A 22,008-nucleotide genomic window follows, 5' to 3' on the forward strand; every position below is an offset into this window, starting at 1 on the left:
GCCCCTACCACTTAGGCGTTGTCATCTTCCACGTCATCTGACGCTTCAGAATCATCATCGCCTTCGTCCAGCGGTGCAGCGTCTTCTTCTGCTACTTCCGCACCCGGTTCGAGGCTGTCCAGCTCTTCATCTTCCACCGGTTCGGCAACGCGCTGCAGACCGACGACGTTCTCGTCTTCCGCAGTACGGATCAGCGTAACACCCTGGGTATTACGCCCGACCACGCTGACTTCCGATACGCGGGTACGCACCAGCGTACCGGCATCGGTGATCATCATGATCTGATCGGTGGTATCCACCTGAACCGCACCCACTACCTGACCATTACGCTCGCTCACCTTAATGGAGATAACCCCTTGGGTGGCGCGTGACTTGGTCGGATACTCGGTAACCGCAGTACGTTTACCGTAGCCGTTCTGGGTGACGGTCAGAATATCGCCTTCACCACGTGGCACAATCAGGGAAATAACGCTGTCGCCTTCACCCAGATTGATACCGCGCACGCCGGTAGCAGTACGGCCCATTGAACGCACCTGCGTTTCCGGGAAGCGCACCACTTTACCGTTGGCGGAGAACAGCATGACTTCATTGCTGCCGTCGGTCAGGTCAACACCAATCAGCTCGTCACCCTCATTGAGGTTAACGGCGATGATGCCGGCGCTGCGTGGGCGGCTGAAATCGGTCAACGCGGTTTTCTTCACGGTGCCGCTGGCGGTAGCCATAAACACGTGACGCCCTTCTTCATACTCACGCACTGGCAGAATAGCGGTGATACGCTCATTGGCTTCCAGCGGCAACAAGTTGACGATTGGACGACCACGCGCGCCACGGCTGGCTTCAGGCAGTTGGTACACCTTCATCCAGTACAGGCGGCCACGGCTGGAGAAGCACAGGATCGTATCGTGGGTGTTAGCCACCAACAGACGATCGATAAAGTCTTCTTCTTTAATACGTGCTGCCGACTTGCCTTTACCGCCGCGGCGTTGCGCTTCATAGTCAGTCAGAGGCTGATACTTCACATAGCCCTGGTGCGACAGCGTAACGACCACGTCTTCCTGGTTGATCAGGTCTTCGATATTAATATCTGAAGTATTGGCGGTGATCTCGGTGCGGCGGCCGTCGTTGTACAGTTCTTTGACTGCCACCAGCTCTTCGCGGATCACTTCCATCAGACGGTCTGGGTTTTCCAGAATAAAGATCAGCTCGGCAATCGCCGTCAGCAGCTCTTTATATTCGTCCAGCAGCTTTTCATGCTCCAGGCCGGTCAGTTTCTGCAGACGCAGATCCAGAATCGCCTGAGCTTGCTGCTCGGTCAGATGGTATTTACCGTCACGGATGCCGAACTCCGGTTCCAGCCACTCAGGACGAGCGGCATTATCACCAGCGCGTTCCAGCATGGAGGCCACATTACCCAGATCCCACGCCTGAGCCACCAGGGCGGCTTTCGCTTCCGCAGGGGTTGGCGCACGGCGGATCATTTCGATGATCGGATCGATGTTCGCCAGGGCGATAGCCAACGCTTCCAGGATATGGGCACGATCGCGGGCTTTACGCAGTTCGAAGATGGTACGACGAGTCACCACTTCGCGGCGGTGGCGGACAAACGCCTTCAGAATGTCTTTCAGGTTCAGCAGTTTTGGCTGACCCTGATGCAATGCCACCATGTTGATACCGAAGGTGACCTGCAGTTGCGTCAGCGAGTACAGATTGTTCAGTACCACTTCACCGACCGCGTCGCGCTTGATTTCAACCACGATACGCATGCCGTCTTTGTCGGACTCATCACGCAGCGCGCTGATACCTTCCACGCGTTTTTCTTTGACCAGTTCGGCGATCTTCTCAATCAGACGCGCCTTGTTCACCTGATACGGGATCTCGTGAACAATGATGGTCTCGCGACCGGTTTTGGCATCGGCTTCTACTTCGGCGCGTGCGCGCAAATAGATTTTGCCGCGCCCGGTGCGGTAGGCTTCTTCGATGCCGCGGCGGCCGTTGATGATCGCCGCAGTCGGGAAGTCCGGCCCCGGGATGTGCTCCATCAGGCCTTCGATGCTGATGTTTTCATCATCGATATAAGCCAGGCAGCCGTTGACAACCTCTGACAGGTTATGCGGCGGAATGTTGGTGGCCATGCCCACGGCGATGCCCGACGAGCCGTTAACCAGCAGGTTCGGGATCTTGGTTGGCATGACGGCTGGGATCTGCTCGGTGCCATCATAGTTAGGCACAAAGTCGACGGTTTCTTTTTCCAGATCCGCCAGCAGTTCGTGAGCAATTTTGGACATGCGCACTTCGGTATAACGCATCGCCGCGGCGGAGTCGCCATCGACAGAACCGAAGTTACCCTGACCGTCCACCAGCATATAGCGCAGCGAAAACGGTTGAGCCATACGCACGATGGTGTCGTAAACCGCGCTGTCACCGTGTGGGTGATATTTACCGATTACGTCCCCGACGACACGGGCCGATTTTTTGTATGGTTTATTCCAGTCGTTACCCAATACACTCATCGCGAACAAAACGCGACGGTGCACCGGCTTCAGTCCATCACGAACATCTGGCAGCGCACGTCCGACAATTACGGACATCGCGTAGTCCAGATACGAGTTTTTCAACTCGTCTTCGATGTTTACCGGTGTGATTTCTCTGGCAAGGTCGCTCATGGAGCTGCTATCCCTCTACTAATGATTCATCTGCCCGCTGCCATAGTGGCAAAGGTGTAAAACTATATCACAAAGCACGCTTTACGGGAAAATAACCGCCGCTGTTTAACTTAAATTATGCATATATGTGCAGTAAAAATGCATCGACGCAGACGGTGCTGCGCCGGAACATGTATAATCCGCGCAACGAGAACCAGGAGCCAAATACGCCCATGAATGCAGAATCATCCAGCCAAGCGCAAAACGTAGACCATCATGAAATCGCCAAGTTCGAGGCCGTGGCCTCACGCTGGTGGGATTTGGAAGGTGAATTCAAGCCTCTGCACCGTATCAACCCGCTGCGTCTGAACTACATCCTGCAGCGCGCCGGCGGCATTTTTGACAAAACCGTCCTCGACGTGGGCTGCGGCGGCGGCATTTTGGCGGAAAGCATGGCGCGAGAAGGCGCACAGGTCACCGGGCTGGACATGGGCGCCGAGCCGCTGCAGGTTGCCCGGCTGCACGCACTGGAAAGCGGCGTGAATGTAAACTACATACAGGAAACGGTGGAGAGCCATGCGCAGGCCAACCCACAACGCTATGACGTAGTGACCTGCATGGAAATGCTGGAGCACGTTCCCGATCCGGCTTCGGTGGTACGCGCCTGCGCTCACCTGGTCAAACCGGGTGGCCACGTGTTTTTCTCCACCATTAACCGCAACACCAAAGCCTGGCTGATGGCGGTGGTCGGTGCGGAATATATTCTGAAGATGGTGCCACAGGGCACCCATGACCATAAGAAGTTCATCCGCCCTTCTGAGTTGATCGGCTGGGTTGACGGCACGCCGTTGCGCGAAAAGCATATGATTGGCCTGCATTACAACCCAATCACCGACCATTTCAAGCTTGGCCGCAACGTTGATGTGAACTATATGGTACATACTCAGCACGAAGGCTGAGCCTTCCAAAGCGCGCCGGGACTGGCTTGTCTGTTCCGGTGCGCCGATAACATTAAGATAAATACCTGATTTTTCCGCTTTCGATCAAAATCACCGTTGTAAACAGTTTTTAAGAATATTAAATCAGATCAATATGCCGTTTTTTTCTAACGTTTAATAAAGCGGCAAACGATCACGTTTTTCTGATTCTAAGGAAATTCTTATCCCGCTTATTGACAAGCTTGTCGCGCCAGTCACAGCGCGCACTGCGAAAGACAAGTCACATTTCACCCCCAAGTTATCCACAAATTAGGCCACTTTTGTTCACTTGCAAACGCCCTGTTTTCTCACTATCTTGTTACCTCACCGACATACAACCCCTATATATAGTGTTTACATACTGAGCAGAGCTACTACACTTCTGCTTAGGGGCACCATACGGACAGGTAAAACACCACATGAACCAAAGTCTGCTTGTAACTAAACGCGATGGCCGTAAAGAGCGCATCAACCTCGACAAAATCCACCGTGTCATCGACTGGGCCGCGGAAGGGTTAAACAACGTCTCGGTTTCTCAAGTAGAGTTGCGTTCTCATATTCAGTTTTATGACGGCATCAAAACTGCTGATATTCATGAAACCATTATCAAAGCGGCAGCCGACCTGATCTCGCGCGACGCGCCGGACTATCAGTATCTGGCAGCACGCCTGGCCATCTTCCACCTGCGTAAAAAAGCTTACGACCAATTCGAGCCACCGAAGCTGCTCGCTCACGTAACGCGCATGGTAGAGATGGGCAAGTACGATAAGCATCTGCTGGAAGACTACAGCACTGAAGAGTTCGAGCAGATGGACTCCTTTATCGATCACTGGCGTGATATGAACTTCTCCTACGCAGCCGTTAAGCAGCTGGAAGGGAAGTATCTGGTGCAGAACCGCGTTAGCGGCGAGATCTACGAGAGCGCACAGTTCCTGTATATCCTGGTGGCCGCGTGCCTGTTCTCCAACTATCCGCGTGATACCCGTCTGGACTACGTTAAACGTTTCTACGACGCGATCTCCACCTTCAAGATTTCACTGCCTACGCCAATCATGTCCGGCGTGCGCACCCCAACCCGCCAGTTCAGCTCTTGCGTGCTGATCGAGTGCGGCGACAGCCTGGATTCCATCAACGCCACTTCCAGCGCCATTGTGAAATACGTTTCGCAACGCGCCGGTATCGGTATCAATGCCGGCCGCATTCGTGCGCTGGGCAGCCCGATCCGCGGTGGTGAAGCCTTCCATACCGGCTGTATCCCGTTCTACAAACATTTCCAGACCGCAGTGAAGTCCTGTTCTCAGGGCGGTGTGCGTGGTGGTGCAGCTACGCTGTTCTACCCGATGTGGCATCTGGAAGTTGAAAGCCTGTTGGTGCTGAAGAACAACCGTGGCGTTGAAGGCAACCGCGTGCGCCACATGGATTACGGCGTGCAGTTGAACCGCCTGATGTACCAGCGCCTGATCAAGGGCCAGGACATCACTCTGTTCAGCCCGTCTGACGTGCCGGGGCTGTATGACGCGTTCTTCGCCAATCAGGACGAATTCGAACGTCTGTACACCCAGTACGAACAAGACAGCAGCATCCGCCAGAAACGAGTGAAAGCGGTTGAACTGTTCTCACTGATGATGCAGGAACGCGCTTCTACCGGCCGTATCTACATCCAGAACGTTGACCACTGCAACACCCACAGCCCGTTTGATCCGCAGATCGCGCCGGTACGCCAGTCCAACCTGTGCCTGGAAATCGCCCTGCCGACCAAGCCGCTGGATGACGTCAACGACGAAAACGGCGAAATCGCCCTGTGTACGCTGTCCGCCTTTAACCTGGGCGCCATCGAAAGCCTGGACGATCTGGAAGAGCTGGCTACCCTGGCAGTACGTGCTCTGGATGCCCTGCTGGATTACCAGGACTACCCAATCAAAGCCGCTCACCGTGGCGCTATGGGTCGTCGCACCCTGGGTATCGGCGTGATCAACTACGCTTACTACCTGGCGAAGAACGGCGTACGCTACTCCGACGGCAGCGCTAACGCGCTGACCCACAAGACTTTCGAAGCCATCCAGTACTACCTGCTGAAGGCCTCGAACCGTCTGGCTCAGGAACAAGGCGCCTGCCCATGGTTCAATGAAACCACGTATTCACAGGGCATCCTGCCGATCGACACCTACAAGAAAGATCTGGATGTCATCTGCCAGGAGCCACTGCACTACGACTGGGAAAGCCTGCGTAAAGAGATCAAGGAAACCGGTCTGCGCAACTCTACCCTGTCGGCGCTGATGCCTTCGGAAACCTCTTCGCAGATTTCCAACGCCACTAACGGCATTGAGCCGCCACGCGGTCACATCAGTATCAAAGCGTCTAAAGACGGTATTCTGCGCCAGGTGGTACCAGAATATGAGCGTCTGAAAAACGACTACGAACTGCTGTGGGAAATGCCGAACAACGACGGCTATCTGCAACTGGTCGGTCTGATGCAGAAGTTTATCGACCAGTCGATCTCGGCCAACACCAACTATGACCCAACCCGTTTCCCGGGCGGCAAGGTGCCAATGAAGCAGCTGTTGAAAGACCTGCTCACCACCTACAAGTTCGGTGTCAAGACGCTGTACTATCAGAACACCCGCGACGGTGCCGATGATATTCAGGAAGATTTGTTGCCGGCCAAAGGCGGCGATGATGACTGCGAAAGCGGCGCCTGCAAGATCTAAAGTTTGACACAGCGGGCCGGAACTCTTCCGGCCCCTTCATTTAGCCACGTTACGATGGATTCAGGCTTATGGCTTACACCACATTTTCTCAGAACAAAAATAACCAGTTGCTGGAGCCGATGTTTTTCGGTCAGTCGGTTAACGTTGCGCGTTTCGATCAGCAAAAACATGAAATTTTCGAAAAACTGATTGAGAAGCAACTGTCCTTCTTCTGGCGTCCGGAAGAAGTGGACGTTTCACGCGACCGTATCGACTATCAGGCGCTGCCGGAACATGAAAAACACATTTTCATCAGCAACCTGAAATATCAAACGCTGCTGGATTCGATCCAGGGCCGTAGCCCGAACGTCGCCCTGCTGCCGCTGATCTCGATCCCGGAGCTGGAAACCTGGATAGAAACCTGGTCCTTCTCCGAGACGATTCACTCGCGTTCTTACACCCACATCATCCGTAACATCGTTAACGATCCGGCGGTGGTGTTTGATGACATCGTCACCAACGAAGAGATCCTCAAGCGCGCGAAAGATATCTCCGGCTACTACGACGATCTGATCGCAATGACGGGTTACTATCATCTGCTGGGTGAAGGTACGCATCAGGTCAACGGTAAAACAGTGACCGTGACCCTGCGCGCACTGAAGAAACAGCTCTATCTGTGCCTGATGAGCGTTAACGCACTGGAAGCCATCCGCTTCTACGTCAGCTTCGCCTGTTCGTTTGCCTTCGCGGAACGTGAATTGATGGAAGGCAATGCCAAAATCATCAAGCTGATCGCCCGTGACGAAGCGCTGCACCTGACCGGTACCCAGCATATGCTGAACCTGATGCGCTCCGGCGCAGATGACCCAGAGATGGCGGAAATTGCCGTTGAGTGTCAGCAGCAATGCTATGACCTGTTCGTGCTGGCGGCCGAGCAAGAAAAAGAGTGGGCAGAATACCTGTTCCGTGACGGCTCGATGATCGGCCTGAACAAAGACATCCTGTGCCAGTATGTGGAATACATCACCAACATCCGCATGCAGGCGGTCGGTCTTGGCCTGCCGTTCGCAACCCGCTCTAACCCGATCCCATGGATCAACGCCTGGTTAGTGTCTGATAACGTGCAGGTTGCCCCGCAGGAAGTGGAAGTCAGCTCCTACCTGGTCGGCCAGATCGACTCGGAAGTGCATGCCGACGACCTGAGCGACTTCGAACTCTAAGCGATGGCATCATCAATCGTGACGCTGCGTGCCACAGGTACGCAGCTATCCTGCCCAAAAAGTGAAGGCTGCCTGCTCGACGTGCTGGAATTGCACGACGTTGAAGTGGAATACCAGTGCCGTTCCGGCTATTGCGGCGCCTGCCGCCTGAAGCTGGTAAAAGGCGAAGTGGTTTATCACCAGCAGCCGCTGGCGTTTATCAACGACGGCGAGATCCTGCCTTGTTGCTGTATGCCACTGACCGATATCGAACTGGAACTGTAAAAAGTTGGGTGCCGGAAACCGCGCCTGGAGACCAGAAGGCGGGGTTTCCCCCGCCCTATGATTACCGCTTCACATACAGGTTAACGTCATCAGGATAGTGATATCTTTCTGGTAGATTTCCAATCCGCAAAAGCGATCTTTAATCATCCAGATAAATACCAAAACCGTAATACATACAACAGTTAACGCGTATAGCGCATGCTTTTTATACATGGCTTGCCTCCTTGCTGTGAAGGGGCTACCATAACGGTGTCTAGGCGTTAGGGCAGCCCCAATCTGATTGAGAGTCAGTTTGGGGCTTTCTTCTATCCGCCTTGCCACACAATGCCCAAGACGAACAGTCTCAAGCACCCGCAGCGATTGTAGCAGCCTATTCCAAACTCGATAACCCCTTATAATATTATGATTAATAAGGGATATATCACTGCCATCAAGCATTCTCTACTCAATAATCTCGACGATTTCCAACCAGCCGTTTTTCCCGCACACTGGCCCGCCGTTTAGCCAGCGCCGCAACATGTCCAGCGCTAACATTGCCACCGACTCCTGCCGCAGACGCAAACCATGACGCGATGCCTGGTAACGCACTGTCTGCCCGATACCGCCTTTTGGCGTATGCAACACCACGCTCACCTGGTCGCCGCTCATGGCACTGACCGCCAGCGCCAGCTGTGCCCCGGTCAGTTCTGCCAGCGAACGAGCGCGGACCAACGTGGTTTCCAGCGTTTCCACACAGTGCGCCGGCAGCAGCTCACCACCGGCCAGCGGCGCGCCCTCGCTCTGTAACTGCAGATTGATCAAGCCGGCGCTAAACTGTTCGCTCAACGCCAACTTCAACCCCTGCTGATTCAAGCGTTGCGTCAATACTGCCGGCAGGCCAACAGTCCCCTCAAACAGGGTGTTATCCCCCGCCACCTGACGCACTCGTTCCCATGCCTGCTCCATCGCTGCTCGCTGGGTCACCGGGCCGGTTAACTTCAGTTCAATGATCGGGCTGGAAGAGCGGTAGCCCATTACCACGTCTGCCGGCAGCGGCATGCCATCCAGCGCGGCGGCCAGATCGCTCTCCGAGGTGCCAAAGGTGGTTAAACGCAGGCACAGCGGGGGTGCCGGTAAGGTAAAGCGCTCACGCAGACGCGGTACGATTTGCTGCTCGACCATCACTTTGAATTCAGAAGGCACACCAGGGGTGAAAAACATCGTGCATCGGTTCAGCTTCAAGGCGAAGCCACAGGCGGTACCGACCGGGTTATCGAGCATCTCGGCGTTAGCCGGGATCAGCGCCTGTTTACGGTTTGAAGCCGCCATCGGCCGCCCACGCTCGGCAAAATAAGCCTCAATACGCGCCATCCATTCAGCATGTTCAACCAGCTCAACGCCACAAGCGGTGGCCGCCGCCAGCGCGCTGAGATCGTCACTGGTCGGCCCCAGGCCCCCGTTAACGATCAGCACATCGGCGATGTGACTGCGCTCCTGTAATGTTTCGATCAAAGAGGAGAGACTGTCCCCCACCGTTTCGCGCCCGCTCATCGGCATACCCTGCTGGAACAGATAGTCTGCCAGCCAGGCGGCGTTGGTATCTATAATTTGCCCATGCAGCACCTCATCACCGGTGCTGAGCATCTCCACCCTTAACATTGATCTCTCCCACATTTTCTGATCATTCCACTATAGAAGCCCGTAAATAAGTTTTCACTAAGCATCAGCGGATAATTTCTGTCGAAGGCACTTTTTTGCGATATCACGCGGCCCATCAGGTGTAAATATAAGTTAACATCCTCCGTAACGCCTGTTTGACACAAAATAATCCATCCACTATCCTGCCGCACATAGCATGGGTTACCTATAATTTTACAAAATCTTTGGCTGGTAGAGAAAAACGTGAAAAATCGCACGCTTGGCAGTGTTTTTATCGTGGCAGGAACCACCATTGGCGCAGGGATGTTGGCGATGCCACTGGCGGCTGCCGGTGTCGGCTTTGGCGTCACGCTGGGTCTGTTGGTCGGACTGTGGTTGTTGATGTGTTATACCGCGCTGCTGCTGGTTGAGGTTTATCAGCATGAGCAGGCCGGTACCGGCCTCGGCACGCTGGCAAAACGCTACCTTGGCGGCGGGGGCCAATGGCTTACCAGTTTCAGCATGATGTTCCTGATGTATGCCCTGACCGCCGCTTATATCAGCGGCGCCGGCGAATTGCTGGCGGCCAGTATCAGTCAATGGACCTCACAGGATTTCCCCACCACGCTCGGCGTGTTGTTGTTTACTCTGGTAGCAGGCGGCGTCGTCTGCATCGGCACCCATTCGGTCGACTTGTTTAACCGTATCCTGTTCAGTGCCAAAGTGGTGTTCCTGATCGTCATGCTGGGCCTGATGTTACCCAATATCCATCAAACCAACCTGATGACCCTGCCGCTGGAACAGGGACTGGCGCTGTCGGCCATCCCGGTGATCTTCACTTCGTTTGGCTTCCACGGCAGCGTGCCCAGCATTGTTAACTACATGGGCGGCAATATCCGCAAGCTGCGCTGGGTATTCATTATCGGCAGTGCCATTCCGCTGGTGGCCTATATCTTCTGGCAGTTGGCGACGCTCGGCAGCATCAGCTCCACCACTTTCGTGGGCATTTTGGCGCAGCAAGCCGGTCTGAACGGCCTGTTGCAGGCAGTACGTGACGTCGTGGCATCCCCACACGTCGAACTGGCGGTGCATCTGTTTGCCGATCTGGCGCTGGCCACTTCATTCCTCGGCGTAGCGCTCGGGCTGTTTGATTTCCTGGCTGACCTGTTTAAGCGCCAGGATAACGTGCGGGGTCGTCTGCAGACCGGGGCCATTACCTTCTTGCCGCCGTTGGCTTTCGCCCTGTTCTATCCACGTGGCTTTGTGTTGGCTCTGGGCTTTGCTGCCATCGCGCTGGCGGTGCTGGCGCTGTTATTACCGTCACTACTGGTGTGGAAAACCCGTCAGCAGCATCAGGCAAAATACCGCGTCTGGGGTGGCACACCGGCATTGGCATTGGTGTTTGTCTGCGGGATAACGGTGATTGCCATTCAGTTGGGCATCGCCAGCGGCATCCTGCCTGCAGTAGGGTAATAGATTGGTCAATAAAACAAAGGGGCCGATTGGCCCCTTTGTTGTTGGTATCAGAAGCTCAGACCGACACCCACATAGGGGCCATCGGCCAGGGTGTTGTCACGATGCCCGTCTTTCCCTTCCATCTTAATGTAGCGATAACCTACATCTACGCTGAGCGGACGGAATATATTCCAGCGCAGGCCGCCGCTGGCTTCGTTATACGCCTTCACACCGCTGGTCAGTGAATCCGGAGCAAAATAGCCTTCGCCATGCAGGCTGAAGTAACGGCTGATAGCCCAGTCCAGGCCGCCGCCCAATGCCAATGCGCCACCGTTATCGCCGTCTTTCGGACTCAGATACAGTGCCTTGCCGCCCACAGTGGCGGTCAGCGGCCCAAGCGGCAGGCCAAAATTCAACCCGAGACTGCCAACGTTGCCGTTATGATCGCTACGCGCCCAGTTGCCAGTTAGCCCCAACCCGGTGGTCCCGGTGTCTTGGCCAAAGCCAAGGTTGGTGTAGTGCTGCCCGGCTTCACCCGACAGGCTGAGAGCGCTCGCCGCACCGGTCACGAACAGCATGCTTGCTGCGCAGGCCACCAAAGTCTTTTTCATCATCTATCCCTCTTGCTGCTTCATCCATTGCGAATGATATGAGTTAACCCGTAATAATACCGTCACAAGTCTATACCAAAGCACAACCAGTCCTTAAGGGATAAATCCTTAATTAATCAAACAAATGTAAAGTTTTGCAAGCAAAGCGCATCTCCCCCGAGGCAATGGCAACGATAACTCAGACCTATTTGCCGCGAGCGTTCAATAGGGCTACAACTAGTAGTGGCATTGACCCAAGTCAGGGTAACCATTCCCTGCTGAATTATGATGATGAACGCTTAATTCGCCCGAGTTTTCACTCGATTGCACTAAGTTTAAGGAGCAAGTGATGAGCAAGAAAGGACTGACTACCGCAGCCGGCGCCCCGGTTGTCGATAATAATAACGTGATCACCGCAGGCAAACGCGGCCCGATGCTGTTACAGGACGTGTGGTTCCTGGAAAAACTGGCCCATTTCGATCGTGAAGTGATCCCCGAGCGCCGTATGCACGCCAAAGGCTCCGGCGCCTACGGCACTTTCACCGTGACTCACGATATTAGCCAGTACACCCGCGCAAAAATCTTTTCTGAAATCGGCAAGCAAACTGACATGTTCATCCGCTTCTCCACCGTCGCCGGTGAGCGTGGTGCCGCAGATGCCGAGCGTGACATTCGTGGCTTCGCCATGAAGTTTTACACCGAGGAAGGCAACTGGGATCTGGTAGGTAACGATACACCGGTATTCTATCTGCGCGATCCACTGAAATTCCCGGATCTTAACCACGTGGTCAAACGCGATCCACGCACCAATCTGCGTAATCCAACCTACAAGTGGGATTTCTTCTCGCTGTCACCGGAAAGCCTGCACCAGTTGACCATTGACTTCAGCGACCGTGGCATTCCGAAATCCTACCGTCATATGCACGGCTTCGGTAGCCATACCTTCAGCTTTATCAACGCCAACAACGAGCGCTTCTGGGTGAAATTCCACTTCCGTTGCGAGCAGGGCATTGAGAACCTGATGGACGATGAAGCGGAAGCGATCATCGCCAAGGATCGTGAAAGCTCACAGCGCGATCTGTATGAGGCCATCGAACGGGGTGATTTCCCGCGTTGGAAACTGCAAATCCAGATTATGCCAGAACACGAAGCCTCCCAAACTCCATACAACCCGTTCGACCTGACCAAGGTATGGCCACACGGTGATTACCCATTGATCGACGTGGGTTTCTTCGAACTGCATCGCAACCCGGAAAACTACTTCTCCGAAGTTGAACAGATGGCGGTGAACCCAGCCAACGTGGTCCCTGGCGTCAGTTTCTCTCCGGATAAAATGCTGCAGGGGCGCCTGTTCTCTTACGGAGATGCACAGCGTTACCGTCTGGGCGTAAACCACCATCAAATCCCGGTTAACAGTCCAAAATGCCCATTCCACAACTATCACCGTGACGGTGCAATGCGCGTGGATGGCAACAGCGGCAACGGAGCAACCTACGAGCCGAACAGCTTCGGTCTGTTCCAGGAGCAACCGGACTTTAGCGAACCGCCGTTGAGCATCGAAGGCGCAGCCGACCACTGGAATCACCGTGAAGACGATGATTACTACAGCCAGCCACGCGCGCTGTTCAACCTGTTGAGTGCCGAAGAGCATCAGCGCATGTTCACCCGCATCGCCGGTGAGCTGTCGCAGGTGCCGGAACAAATTCAGCGCCGTCAGGTTGATCTGTTTAGCAAAGTGCACCCGAATTACGGTGCCGGCGTGGCCAAGGCTTTGGGTCTGAAATAAACCTGTCCTGAAGACAAACTGCCCCTGCGGCTAATACCATGCACGCAAGCTCGCTGAATGGGAAAGCCGCTATAGGTATAAAGCACCGATTGATTATCTCGTCGGTGCTTTTTTTACCGGAAAATAAAGGCGTTGAAATCAGACTCGGCGTCCGATTTTGAAACCTTTTACATCAAATGACATCCATTACCATTCTGAATGTATTTTATAACCATCTACCCTGCGCCGAAAACGAGCACCTGGCCAAACCAAACACCATAAACACTTGAGAACAGCGGAAAAACCCAGGTATGGTGCGGGATTCATTGTTCTTCCCACCTCTCTGCGCATAGATATCGGCATGCAATTACGCAAGGCTAAAAAGTACGAAAAGTAACCTCGTTAGTTGAATTGTGATAAACATCTAATGATTCGTACAAAAAAACACATTCCCTTTGCCCTTCCGACTGACTTCTGAGAAATATGCTGGTGCCTGATGTCAGGCATACCAACCCTACAAAAGGATCAATGTGATGAAACTGAAAAAAATCAGCAAAAAATCCACGAAGAAGCTGGGCGGCGCAACCTGCGGCTAACCGGTGATCATAATAAGCAGGGCCAGTCATAAGCACCGGCCCTGCCTTCAGAATAAAAGGAAAATGCCATGGATAAAAACTACCAGACTTCTCCGAAATTCGTTCACAACCTGTGGACCACTAATGAAGATGACGAATACTATCTGCGTTTTACCGCAGGGCTTTACGAAGTGGAAAAGGAAGATGCCCGGGATTTTTATAAAATACGCAGCTATTGCACCGGTCATAACACCGTAGCTGAAATTTCAAGTAAAACAGATATCCCCATTCAGCGTATCGAGGAGATGGTCGCTTCTCTTAACGAAATAGGCATGGTTAGGAACGAGACAAAATCGGCTAATGAAGATTTTCTTGGCAAAGCTATCCAAGCCTGTGAGATGTGGGCGGAGCAGGTCGAAGAAACGCATTTATTTAATAAATTTCTGTATGGCGACACCAACCGAAACGTCCTTATCGGTTTTTTCATGGAAACTTACCATTATATAAAGGCCTTCCCATCCATCATTAACGCTGCGATTGATAACACAGACAATCCCGAGCTAAAAATGGTTTTAACAGAATACAAACAGCAAGAAACAGGGCATGAATCTTTTATATTGTCGACATTACTGAAACTGGGAATGAAACAGGCCGAAGTGGAAAGCTCGGTTCCTTTGGTCTCAACGCTTAATTTAATCAGCATGATAAGCGCGTTGTTCAGAACCCACCCCAGTACCGTATTCCTTATTGCCAAGGTCATCGAGTCTCATGACTTTGACCAGGCAGAAGTCACAAAAGCCATTGAGGACATCACGCAGCACTATGACCTTGAACCAGGTACCCTTGAGCCATTCTTCCAACATTCACAAATCGACTACGAATTGGGCCATTCACGCCTGCTCGACGAACATAGCCATCTGGTTAGCCTCGGGGACCTGGAAAAAACCTCTTTCATTTTGAATGCCATACATGACATAAAACATGCCATTGATCTTCAGTGTCTTGAAATAGAAGAGTATTATTCAAAAGAAGGCAACTACATCCCTCGTCAACGAGTCGACTACTTTGGTATATAAGATATGTTTCCCATTCTGCTCTCCGCATTCACATCCGGCGTTTCGATGGCAGTATTCTTCACTGCCATTGCCTGGTTTATAGAGAGCACGTTCAATTCCAGCTTGCTGGTTTCTGTCGTTCTGTCGTCAGGGTATATCATCACCTTTTTTGCCCTGCCCTACATCGGTCACCTGACAGACAAAACAACATGTAAAAAAATGCTCAATATTATTTACGTCGCGGGGGCCTTCAATGCGCTGGTTTTTTTGATAATAAATCCAGCCACGCACGACTCATTACTTTCATTTATCGTCATTTTGTTATCCACAGCGGTGTTTACGCTGATACGTGCATCTGACCAAGTGATCCGTTCCACCTACATGAAAAAGGTCTTGCCTGAACATAAGCTGTACCACGCCAACAGGTTGTTGGAAATGGTCAGGCAAGGGATAACTTTTCTTTCCGGCGGAATTGCATTTTTGATCTTGCAGGATAAATCCATTCAAAACGTTTGTTTGATTGCCCTGATCTGTTTCTCTCTTTCATTAGTTATCAACCGCTATATCCCCCGAGACATTATCAATGAGGTGGATGCGTCAACAACACCAGAACCTAAAAAACTGACGATGTACCATAATGGCTATGTATTTTTCCTCGGTGACAAAAAACGAATTATTGAACTGCTCTCATTATTCCCCTACATTTGCGTCGTGTTCTTGAACGCATTATATCCGGCTCTATTTACTCATATAGGGGCCCCCGTCAGCGCATATGCTATTCTCGTCGTCCCCTATGGGCTGGGTGCCATTATAGGCAGTATGCTAAATACACAATCTTGGGTGCCAACCTTAAAATCCGTGTATGTTATTTTCGGCAGCGGTTTTATTATCGGACTGCTTTTACCCTTGTTTTTCAAAAGTCTCCCCGCCGTTTATATCTGTCTTTTTGTGATCGCCTTCTGTCATTCCCATATTCGGGTGAGAAGAAACACACTGATCATGACCCAGGCAGAAAGCAAAGAACTGGCACGCATCCTCGCCTTCAACGAAGTGCTGTTCATTTGCCTGTCCACGGTGTTAAGTCTGGGATTGAGCCTGATAGCCGACCGACTGGATTTCTGGTTGGCCTGGAAGATCGTGATTGCCCTGAATTCGATGGTGCTGTTGCTGATTGTCCTGACGAAAAATCCGGCGACAGAACCCTGCACACCGATGGAAAGCGCTGCGCAACACGACCGCTGAGCGACGGTTTTGGCCGAAAAAAAGCGGTGCCAGAAACAGTCGGCCCCGCTTTCCCTTTTTATCTCACTGCCAGAAAATAACGTTTCGATCCATGCTGCCTATTCGATGGAGATCTGCTCCGCCACCCATTGCTGCAACTGACGGCGCGAGATCTTGATACCGCCGGCTTTCAACGCATTTGGCATCGGCAACAGCGCCATTGGTCGCTGGAAGTTCACCAGCCGATCTTGCGACCAGGCCAGCAGTTCTTCCAGCGAAAGAGGCTGCTCACTGTCGATAACCGCCACCGGGCGTTGACCAAACTCGGCATCGTTCACCGGAACCACTACCACTTGTAAAATCTGCGGATGAGCTGCCAACACACGCTCAATATCCTCCGGCTGAATGCCTTCTCCACCGCTGAAAAACAGGTTGTCCAGCCGACCGATAATCCGCAGCTCACCCTGCTCCAAAACGCCGCGATCGCGGGTATGGAACCAGCCTTGCGGATCAACGAGCGGCTGCAACGCACCCTGCCGCCAGTATCCCAACGCCAGACTCTGCGCACGGATCCACACTTCTTCATCCACCAGCTTAATTTCCCGACCGGCCAACGGCAGGCCGACACCCGGCCGTGCATCGGCGCGCTTGGCACACACAGTGGAAGCCAGTTCGGTCAGCCCATAACCGCACCAGCAGCGGATACCCGCGGCCTCCGCCTGTTCGGTCAGCGCAACCGGGATCATCGCGCCCCCCAGCAGCACTTTTTTCAGCGTCAGCCCTGCCAGCGGTTGCGCCAGCAGACGCCAAAGCTGAGTCGGCACCAGCGAGGCATGGGTACAGCCCGCCAAAGCATCCGCCAGCGGGTGCATATCGCGCACCACCAGCGTGGCACCCGCCTTCAGCCAGCGCCAGACAATGCCCTGCCCGGACACGTGAAACAAGGGTAACGACAGCAGCCAACGATCCCGAGGTTGAAACTCCATCAGCTGCAACACGCCTTCGGCGCTGGCGAGATGCCCGGCAAAACTGTGTGCGGCCGCTTTCGGTCTGCCGCTGGAGCCGGAGGTCAGGGTCAGCGTGGCCAACCGTTGGGGATCCCAGCGCGGCGGATTCAGCCAACGGGGTTCGGTAGAAGGAGGATTTAAGCGGATAACGCTGGCCGGCAAGGTCGGCAACGCGTCTGGGCTGAAGGCAAAATCGATATCCAGCTCGGGCAACAGCGTCGCCAGCAGGGTAGCAGGCAGCGCCGGATTCAGCGGCAGCAGTCGTGCACCACACTGCAACAGCGCCAGATAGGCCAACAACAGCGGATAACTGTTCTTGCCACACAGCGCAACGCCGCAACCGAGCTCGACCCCCTGGTACTGAAAATCCGCCGCCAGCTTATCCACCTGACGCCGTAACACCAGCCAGCTCACCGGCTGATGACCGACAATCAGTGCCGTCGCCTGCGGACGCCGTTGCGCCCAATATCGCCATGGCCAGTCATTTAACTGCGCCATAAACACTCCAGCGCTTGCTGATCCAGTAGCGGCAGCTTGCTGTCCGGCCAGCGCCGCAGCAGTTGTGCCTGCATCAGATCCAACGTGTCGAGTCCAGGCACGGTGGCCGGTGTCAGCCAGTGCGCGATGCGCGCCAACTGCGTCAGCCCCAGGCTGGATTCAATGCTGGAACTGATCACCGCCGTCAACCCCACCGCATGGGCCTGCTCCACCAACGCGCGACAACGGGTCAGGCTACCGACCAACGTCGGCTTAATCACTATCGCTGCCACGCCCGGTTCCGCCTGCACCACAAAATCGGCCTCGCGCACGCTTTCGTCCCAGGCAATGGCAATGCCGGTCGCCTGAGCGAAATCCCGCGATTCATCACGGGTTTTACAAGGTTCTTCAAGGAAAGCAATGCGGTCACGCAGCGCCGGGTTGACGTATTTAGCGAAACCATCGGCCTTGGCCCGCGTCCAGCTGCGGTTGGCGTCCAGCCGCAGTCGGAGATCCGGCAGTGCTTCCAACAGCACGTTGACGATCATGCCGTCGCGCACCGCTTCATACAGCCCGACCTTCACCTTGGCGACCTTTTCCCCCGGCAAGGCGGTCAATACTTCGAACAGCTCATCGGGGTCACCGGTACACAGCGGCGCCTTGCGGTAATCGGCCTGCAGCGGCAGCCGCTGCTCCAGCTCGGCCAATGCACAGCTGATGCCGAACGCCACCGAAGCTAACGGGCTTTCTGCCGGTAATGCCCCGCCTTGCCAGCTTTGTAGCCAGCTCAGTGCGGCCTGTTCGGCCTGCGCCAGCGTTTCCTGACTGAACTCCGGCAGTGGCGCGATCTCACCCCAGCCCTCCTGTTCACCCTGCTGCAGATGGATCAGCAAGCCATCGCGGGTTTTCAGCCGCTGGTTGCGCAGCACTACGCCAGCGTCCATCAGCAGGCTGTAACGGTAAACGGCCGCGTTACGTCTAGCCGTGTTCATTACGGATTACGCTTGAATTTGCTGAAGTCAGGCTGGCGCTTTTCGTTAAACGCGTTGCGCCCTTCCTGGCCTTCGTCAGTCATGTAGAACAGCATGGTGGCGTTACCCGCCAATTCCTGCAGACCGGCCTGACCGTCGCAGTCGGCGTTCAGGGCCGCTTTCAGGCAGCGCAGCGCCATCGGGCTGTTCTGCAGCATTTCACGGCACCAGCGCACGGTTTCTTTTTCCAGCTCCGCCAGTGGCACCACGGTATTGACCAGGCCCATGTCCAGTGCTGCGGCTGCGTCATATTGACGGCACAGGAACCAGATCTCGCGGGCTTTCTTCTGGCCGACGATACGCGCCATGTAAGAAGCGCCCCAACCGCCGTCGAAAGAACCGACTTTCGGGCCGGTCTGGCCGAAAATGGCGTTGTCCGCCGCAATGGTCAGGTCACACATCATATGCAACACGTGGCCACCGCCGATCGAATAGCCGGCGACCATCGCCACAATCGGTTTCGGGCAGGTGCGGATTTGACGCTGGAAGTCGAGCACGTTCAGATGATGTACACCGCTGTCGTCCTGATAGCCGCCGTAGTCGCCGCGTACTTTCTGATCGCCACCGGAGCAAAATGCCTTGTCGCCGGCACCGGTAAGGATAATGGTGCCGATCCCGTCGTCATAACGGGCATTGGACAACGCTTCGATCATCTCTTTTACCGTATGCGGCCGGAACGCATTGCGCACCTGCGGACGGTTGATGGTGATTTTGGCAATGCCGTCGCTGGACTTGTGATACAGGATATCTTCGAAATCACCGGAGCAATCCTGCCAGTCGATGGCGGCGTACAGTTGTTCTTCATTCGGATAGAGCATGTTCTGTTCCTTTAACCAGGGTTAACGAGAAAAGTGCGCAGCTCGGCGGCGAAATCTTGCGGATTGGCCAGGTGCGAGTTATGCCCGGCCTGCGGCACGATGCGTAACGGCAGCCCGGCATCGCGCGCCAGCTGTTGAAATTTGTGATCGTCACCACCACACAGCACCACCAGCGGGACCGGCAGTTGTTGCAGCAGTGGCGCCAGAGCGGGCTGTCTGCCCAGCGAAGTGGCTTCCAGCATGTCTGCCACGGCCGCGCCGGCATTGTCAGAGCGGGCGTCGATCAGCGCCTCACGGTGCACCGCACTGAGATTGGCGAACACCGGCTGTTGATACCAGTCTGCCAGCACCTCGGCGAGTGGCTCACGGCGAAAACGTTCGGCCCAGGCGGCATCATGCGCCAACCGCTGCTCGCGCTGCGCGACATCGGCCAGCCCTGGGTTCCCCCCTTCAATAATGACACCCTGCAAGCCACGGGTTTCACCGTGGCAGGCGTGATACATGGCGATACGTCCGCCCAGCGAATAGCCCACCAGCCAATAGCGTTCGATGCCGTGCATTTGCAGAGTGGCGCTGATCTGCGCGCTGATATCGTCAAAGCTGGTGCAGACTACCGCAACGGAATCCCCGTGGCCGGGCAAGTCGATCGCCAGCGACGGCCATTCCGGACAGCGTGAAGCGATCACTCGCCATTCATTATTATTGCCCAACAGGCCGTGCAGCCAGATCAGCCATGGGCGATCGGCCTCGCCCTGTTGCAATACTTTGGTTGCCAGCATCATTGCTCCGCCATCTGTTGCACCAGATGCTGCAGCGTCTGCGCACCATCACTCGGCGGCACCTGCAGCTCAATCAGCGTGGCACCGCTATGGCGCCAGCCCTGTTCCACCGCCTGCAGCAGTTGCCCCCAGTTTTCCGGGCAGGCGTAAGCCAGCTGGAACATCGCCGCCGCATGGCTGAATTCTACGTCCTGCGGCATGCAGTAAAACCGCTGCCGATCTTCTTCCGGCGTCGGCAACAGTGAGAAAATCTGGCCGCCGTTGTTATTCACCACGATCAGCACCGTCGGCGCAGAACATTGGCGCAGCAGCGCCAGCGCGTTCAGGTCATACAACGCAGAGAGATCCCCCACTACTGCCAGCGTCGGTTTGGCGGTTGCCCGCTGTACGCCAGCCGCCGTGGAGATCAGGCCGTCGATACCGCTGGCCCCGCGATTGCTGAATACCGGGTAACCGGCCGGCAAGCGGGTCAGCGCATCGATCAGCCGCACGATCAGGCTATTGCCGAGGAACAGTTGGCCGTTTACCGGCAGTAACTCCGGCAGTCGGTGGGCTAACTGTGCCTCACCAAAGCGGTTAACCAAATGGCCGGCGACGGTATCCAGCGCGTTGTCCGCCAACCGAGTCAACTCATCGGCCCAGGGAGAACGCCGCTGCGCCGGGTGCAGTTCAAGCCACTGCGCCACGCTGGCACGAATGCGACGTCCACGATGCTGCGCCGGATCGAGCCGCCCCGGTAAATCGTCGATCAGCCAATACTCTTGCGGACGACACTGCTCCTGCCACTGCAACAGGCGTTTGCCAGTCAGGCTGCTGCCGAACTGCACCACCAACTGCGCATCATCCAGCAGCTTTTGCGCCTGCGGCTGAGCCAGCCATAAATCGGCGCAGGGCAGCGGCTGCCCAGTCTGAGACAGCACGTCGCCAATCAGCAGCCAACCGAGCAGTTCGGCCCATTGGGCCAGTTGCTCGCCCTCTTCCGCGCTCATGCGCCCCGCCACTACCACGCCACGCTTTTGCCGCCAGAAGAACCAGTCCGGCTGCTTGAGCACCTGGTGGGGATCCATTTCCCGCAGCCAGGGCTGGCTGCCTTGCCACCAGTCGCCGAGCGTCGCCGACCAGTCGGCATACTGTTGCTCATCACCGCCGTACAGCGGTTCGGCAAACGGGCAATTAATGTGCAAAGCGCCGTGCTGCAGGCGTGCCATCGCGCTGTCGACGGTGGACACCAGCCAACGGGCAGGAATGTCGGTCGTCGGGCGCGGCAGGTCAATACTCAGCGCCGGGTGGCTGGCATACAGACCATTTTGGCGGATCGCCTGGTTGGCGCCGCAGTTGATCAGTTCAGGTGGCCGATCGGCGGTGAGAAACACCAGCCGTTCACCGGTCAGCCCGGCTTCGATCAGGGAAGGGTAAAGGTTGGCTGCCGCAGTACCGGAAGTGACGATCACCGCCACCGGCTCCCGCGACGCCTTCGCCAGGCCAAGCGCCAAATGGCCCAGCCCGCGTTCATCAAAATGGGTATGGCAGATAAAAGACTTGTTAGCCGCCGCCGCCAGCGTCAACGGTGTAGAGCGTGACCCCGGAGCGATACAGACATGTCGCACTCCATGGCGGGCCAGCGCTTCCAACAGCAACGCCGCCCACCGGCGATTAAAAACACTTGTCGACATAATTCGCTCACAAGTCGGTTAACAGAATCGTCCGCTGGCCCCGCCAATCGGCGGTGTGCCAAAAATGATGTTCTGCATTATATGAGTAGTTATCTTTACGACTTTTGCGCCAGCGCAAAAACGCCGTATATCCCGGTGACTTTATGATAGACAAT

General features: G+C 55.1%; 17 protein-coding genes. 8 read left to right on the forward strand and 9 right to left on the reverse strand.

Annotated features, from left to right (window positions below):
* Positions 1-11: 11 nt before the first annotated feature.
* Entirely contained in the window at positions 12-2,663 is a 2,652-nt protein-coding gene (gene gyrA / locus NHG65_RS17975; protein WP_207978835.1) for a DNA topoisomerase (ATP-hydrolyzing) subunit A, read from the reverse strand.
* Between the two features lie 212 nt (positions 2,664-2,875).
* On the opposite strand from gyrA, the gene ubiG reads away from it, so the two are divergent.
* From ubiG to yfaE, 4 genes are all read left to right on the forward strand, one after another.
* Positions 2,876-3,601 carry a bifunctional 2-polyprenyl-6-hydroxyphenol methylase/3-demethylubiquinol 3-O-methyltransferase UbiG gene (gene ubiG / locus NHG65_RS17980; RefSeq protein ID WP_099061577.1) on the forward strand — a complete coding sequence of 242 codons (726 nt, stop codon included), beginning with the start codon at positions 2,876-2,878 and terminating at the stop codon, positions 3,599-3,601.
* 437 nt (positions 3,602-4,038) lie between these two features.
* Positions 4,039-6,327, forward strand: a complete 2,289-nt coding sequence (nrdA, locus tag NHG65_RS17985; RefSeq protein WP_099061578.1) for a class 1a ribonucleoside-diphosphate reductase subunit alpha — start codon at positions 4,039-4,041, stop codon at positions 6,325-6,327.
* A gap of 68 nt (positions 6,328-6,395) precedes the next feature.
* The gene (nrdB, locus tag NHG65_RS17990; RefSeq protein ID WP_085117713.1) at positions 6,396-7,526 is read left to right on the forward strand and encodes a class Ia ribonucleoside-diphosphate reductase subunit beta; all 1,131 of its coding nucleotides are present in this window, start codon (positions 6,396-6,398) and stop codon (positions 7,524-7,526) included.
* 3 nt (positions 7,527-7,529) lie between these two features.
* Positions 7,530-7,790 (forward strand): class I ribonucleotide reductase maintenance protein YfaE, encoded by a 261-nt coding sequence (gene yfaE / locus NHG65_RS17995; RefSeq protein ID WP_085117715.1) that lies wholly within the window; start codon positions 7,530-7,532, stop codon positions 7,788-7,790.
* Between the two features lie 69 nt (positions 7,791-7,859).
* Here yfaE and NHG65_RS18000 read toward each other — a convergent pair whose 3' ends face one another.
* Together NHG65_RS18000 and NHG65_RS18005 are read right to left on the reverse strand one after the other, a co-directional pair.
* Positions 7,860-8,228, reverse strand: coding sequence for a Hok/Gef family protein (locus NHG65_RS18000; protein ID WP_314733126.1), 369 nt, complete (start codon positions 8,226-8,228; stop codon positions 7,860-7,862).
* Between the two features lie 3 nt (positions 8,229-8,231).
* Entirely contained in the window at positions 8,232-9,428 is a 1,197-nt protein-coding gene (locus NHG65_RS18005; protein WP_499182505.1) for a nicotinamide mononucleotide deamidase-related protein YfaY, read from the reverse strand.
* A 243-nt stretch (positions 9,429-9,671) separates the two neighbouring features.
* Here NHG65_RS18005 and tyrP point away from each other — a divergent pair, with 243 nt between their 5' ends.
* Positions 9,672-10,880 carry a tyrosine transporter TyrP gene (gene tyrP / locus NHG65_RS18010; protein WP_207978840.1) on the forward strand — a complete coding sequence of 403 codons (1,209 nt, stop codon included), beginning with the start codon at positions 9,672-9,674 and terminating at the stop codon, positions 10,878-10,880.
* Positions 10,881-10,930: 50 nt separating this feature from the next.
* On the opposite strand, the gene NHG65_RS18015 is transcribed toward tyrP, so the two are convergent.
* Positions 10,931-11,473, reverse strand: a complete 543-nt coding sequence (locus NHG65_RS18015; protein WP_099061584.1) for a YfaZ family outer membrane protein — start codon at positions 11,471-11,473, stop codon at positions 10,931-10,933.
* 328 nt (positions 11,474-11,801) lie between these two features.
* Between NHG65_RS18015 and katA the strand changes: the two genes are divergently transcribed.
* The 3 genes from katA (at position 11,802) to NHG65_RS18030 (ending at position 16,089) form a co-directional block, all read left to right on the forward strand.
* Positions 11,802-13,238, forward strand: coding sequence for a catalase KatA (gene katA, locus NHG65_RS18020; protein WP_099061585.1), 1,437 nt, complete (start codon positions 11,802-11,804; stop codon positions 13,236-13,238).
* Positions 13,239-13,881: 643 nt separating this feature from the next.
* Entirely contained in the window at positions 13,882-14,868 is a 987-nt protein-coding gene (locus tag NHG65_RS18025; protein WP_112348863.1) for an iron-containing redox enzyme family protein, read from the forward strand.
* Positions 14,869-14,871: 3 nt separating this feature from the next.
* Positions 14,872-16,089 carry an MFS transporter gene (locus NHG65_RS18030; protein WP_499182506.1) on the forward strand — a complete coding sequence of 406 codons (1,218 nt, stop codon included), beginning with the start codon at positions 14,872-14,874 and terminating at the stop codon, positions 16,087-16,089.
* A gap of 98 nt (positions 16,090-16,187) precedes the next feature.
* Here NHG65_RS18030 and menE read toward each other — a convergent pair whose 3' ends face one another.
* The 5 genes from menE to menD are packed head-to-tail and all read right to left on the reverse strand — an operon-like array spanning position 16,188 to position 21,853.
* Entirely contained in the window at positions 16,188-17,573 is a 1,386-nt protein-coding gene (gene menE / locus NHG65_RS18035; RefSeq protein WP_499182507.1) for an o-succinylbenzoate--CoA ligase, read from the reverse strand.
* Positions 17,561-18,544 carry an o-succinylbenzoate synthase gene (menC, locus tag NHG65_RS18040; RefSeq protein ID WP_499182508.1) on the reverse strand — a complete coding sequence of 328 codons (984 nt, stop codon included), beginning with the start codon at positions 18,542-18,544 and terminating at the stop codon, positions 17,561-17,563. The genes menE and menC overlap by 13 nt, the downstream gene beginning before the upstream one ends.
* Positions 18,544-19,401 (reverse strand): 1,4-dihydroxy-2-naphthoyl-CoA synthase, encoded by an 858-nt coding sequence (gene menB / locus NHG65_RS18045; protein ID WP_085117730.1) that lies wholly within the window; start codon positions 19,399-19,401, stop codon positions 18,544-18,546. The genes menC and menB overlap by 1 nt, the downstream gene beginning before the upstream one ends.
* A gap of 11 nt (positions 19,402-19,412) precedes the next feature.
* Positions 19,413-20,183: a 2-succinyl-6-hydroxy-2,4-cyclohexadiene-1-carboxylate synthase gene (gene menH / locus NHG65_RS18050; RefSeq protein ID WP_499182509.1), complete on the reverse strand. Its 771-nt coding sequence runs from the start codon at positions 20,181-20,183 to the stop codon at positions 19,413-19,415.
* A complete protein-coding gene (gene menD, locus NHG65_RS18055; RefSeq protein ID WP_499182510.1) occupies positions 20,180-21,853 on the reverse strand; it encodes a 2-succinyl-5-enolpyruvyl-6-hydroxy-3-cyclohexene-1-carboxylic-acid synthase in 1,674 nt (557 codons plus the stop codon). Before menD ends, menH begins: the two co-directional genes overlap by 4 nt.
* Positions 21,854-22,008 lie beyond the last annotated feature (155 nt).

Origin of the sequence: Serratia myotis (genome assembly GCF_027474885.1) — a bacterium.
Taxonomy (GTDB): Bacteria; Pseudomonadota; Gammaproteobacteria; order Enterobacterales; family Enterobacteriaceae; genus Serratia; species Serratia proteamaculans.

Excerpts from the sequence above, each read along its gene's own strand:
- gyrA (WP_207978835.1), bottom strand. The coding sequence starts at position 2,663 with ATGAGCGACCTTGCCAGAGAAATCACACCGGTAAACATCGAAGACGAG.
- ubiG (WP_099061577.1), top strand. The coding sequence starts at position 2,876 with ATGAATGCAGAATCATCCAGCCAAGCGCAAAACGTAGACCATCATGAA.
- nrdA (WP_099061578.1), top strand. The coding sequence starts at position 4,039 with ATGAACCAAAGTCTGCTTGTAACTAAACGCGATGGCCGTAAAGAGCGC.
- nrdB (WP_085117713.1), top strand. The coding sequence starts at position 6,396 with ATGGCTTACACCACATTTTCTCAGAACAAAAATAACCAGTTGCTGGAG.
- yfaE (WP_085117715.1), top strand. The coding sequence starts at position 7,530 with ATGGCATCATCAATCGTGACGCTGCGTGCCACAGGTACGCAGCTATCC.
- NHG65_RS18000 (WP_314733126.1), bottom strand. The coding sequence starts at position 8,228 with ATGCTTGATGGCAGTGATATATCCCTTATTAATCATAATATTATAAGG.
- NHG65_RS18005 (WP_499182505.1), bottom strand. The coding sequence starts at position 9,428 with ATGTTAAGGGTGGAGATGCTCAGCACCGGTGATGAGGTGCTGCATGGG.
- NHG65_RS18015 (WP_099061584.1), bottom strand. The coding sequence starts at position 11,473 with ATGAAAAAGACTTTGGTGGCCTGCGCAGCAAGCATGCTGTTCGTGACC.
- katA (WP_099061585.1), top strand. The coding sequence starts at position 11,802 with ATGAGCAAGAAAGGACTGACTACCGCAGCCGGCGCCCCGGTTGTCGAT.
- NHG65_RS18025 (WP_112348863.1), top strand. The coding sequence starts at position 13,882 with ATGGATAAAAACTACCAGACTTCTCCGAAATTCGTTCACAACCTGTGG.
- NHG65_RS18030 (WP_499182506.1), top strand. The coding sequence starts at position 14,872 with ATGTTTCCCATTCTGCTCTCCGCATTCACATCCGGCGTTTCGATGGCA.
- menE (WP_499182507.1), bottom strand. The coding sequence starts at position 17,573 with ATGGCGCAGTTAAATGACTGGCCATGGCGATATTGGGCGCAACGGCGT.
- menC (WP_499182508.1), bottom strand. The coding sequence starts at position 18,544 with ATGAACACGGCTAGACGTAACGCGGCCGTTTACCGTTACAGCCTGCTG.
- menB (WP_085117730.1), bottom strand. The coding sequence starts at position 19,401 with ATGCTCTATCCGAATGAAGAACAACTGTACGCCGCCATCGACTGGCAG.
- menH (WP_499182509.1), bottom strand. The coding sequence starts at position 20,183 with ATGATGCTGGCAACCAAAGTATTGCAACAGGGCGAGGCCGATCGCCCA.
- menD (WP_499182510.1), bottom strand. The coding sequence starts at position 21,853 with ATGTCGACAAGTGTTTTTAATCGCCGGTGGGCGGCGTTGCTGTTGGAA.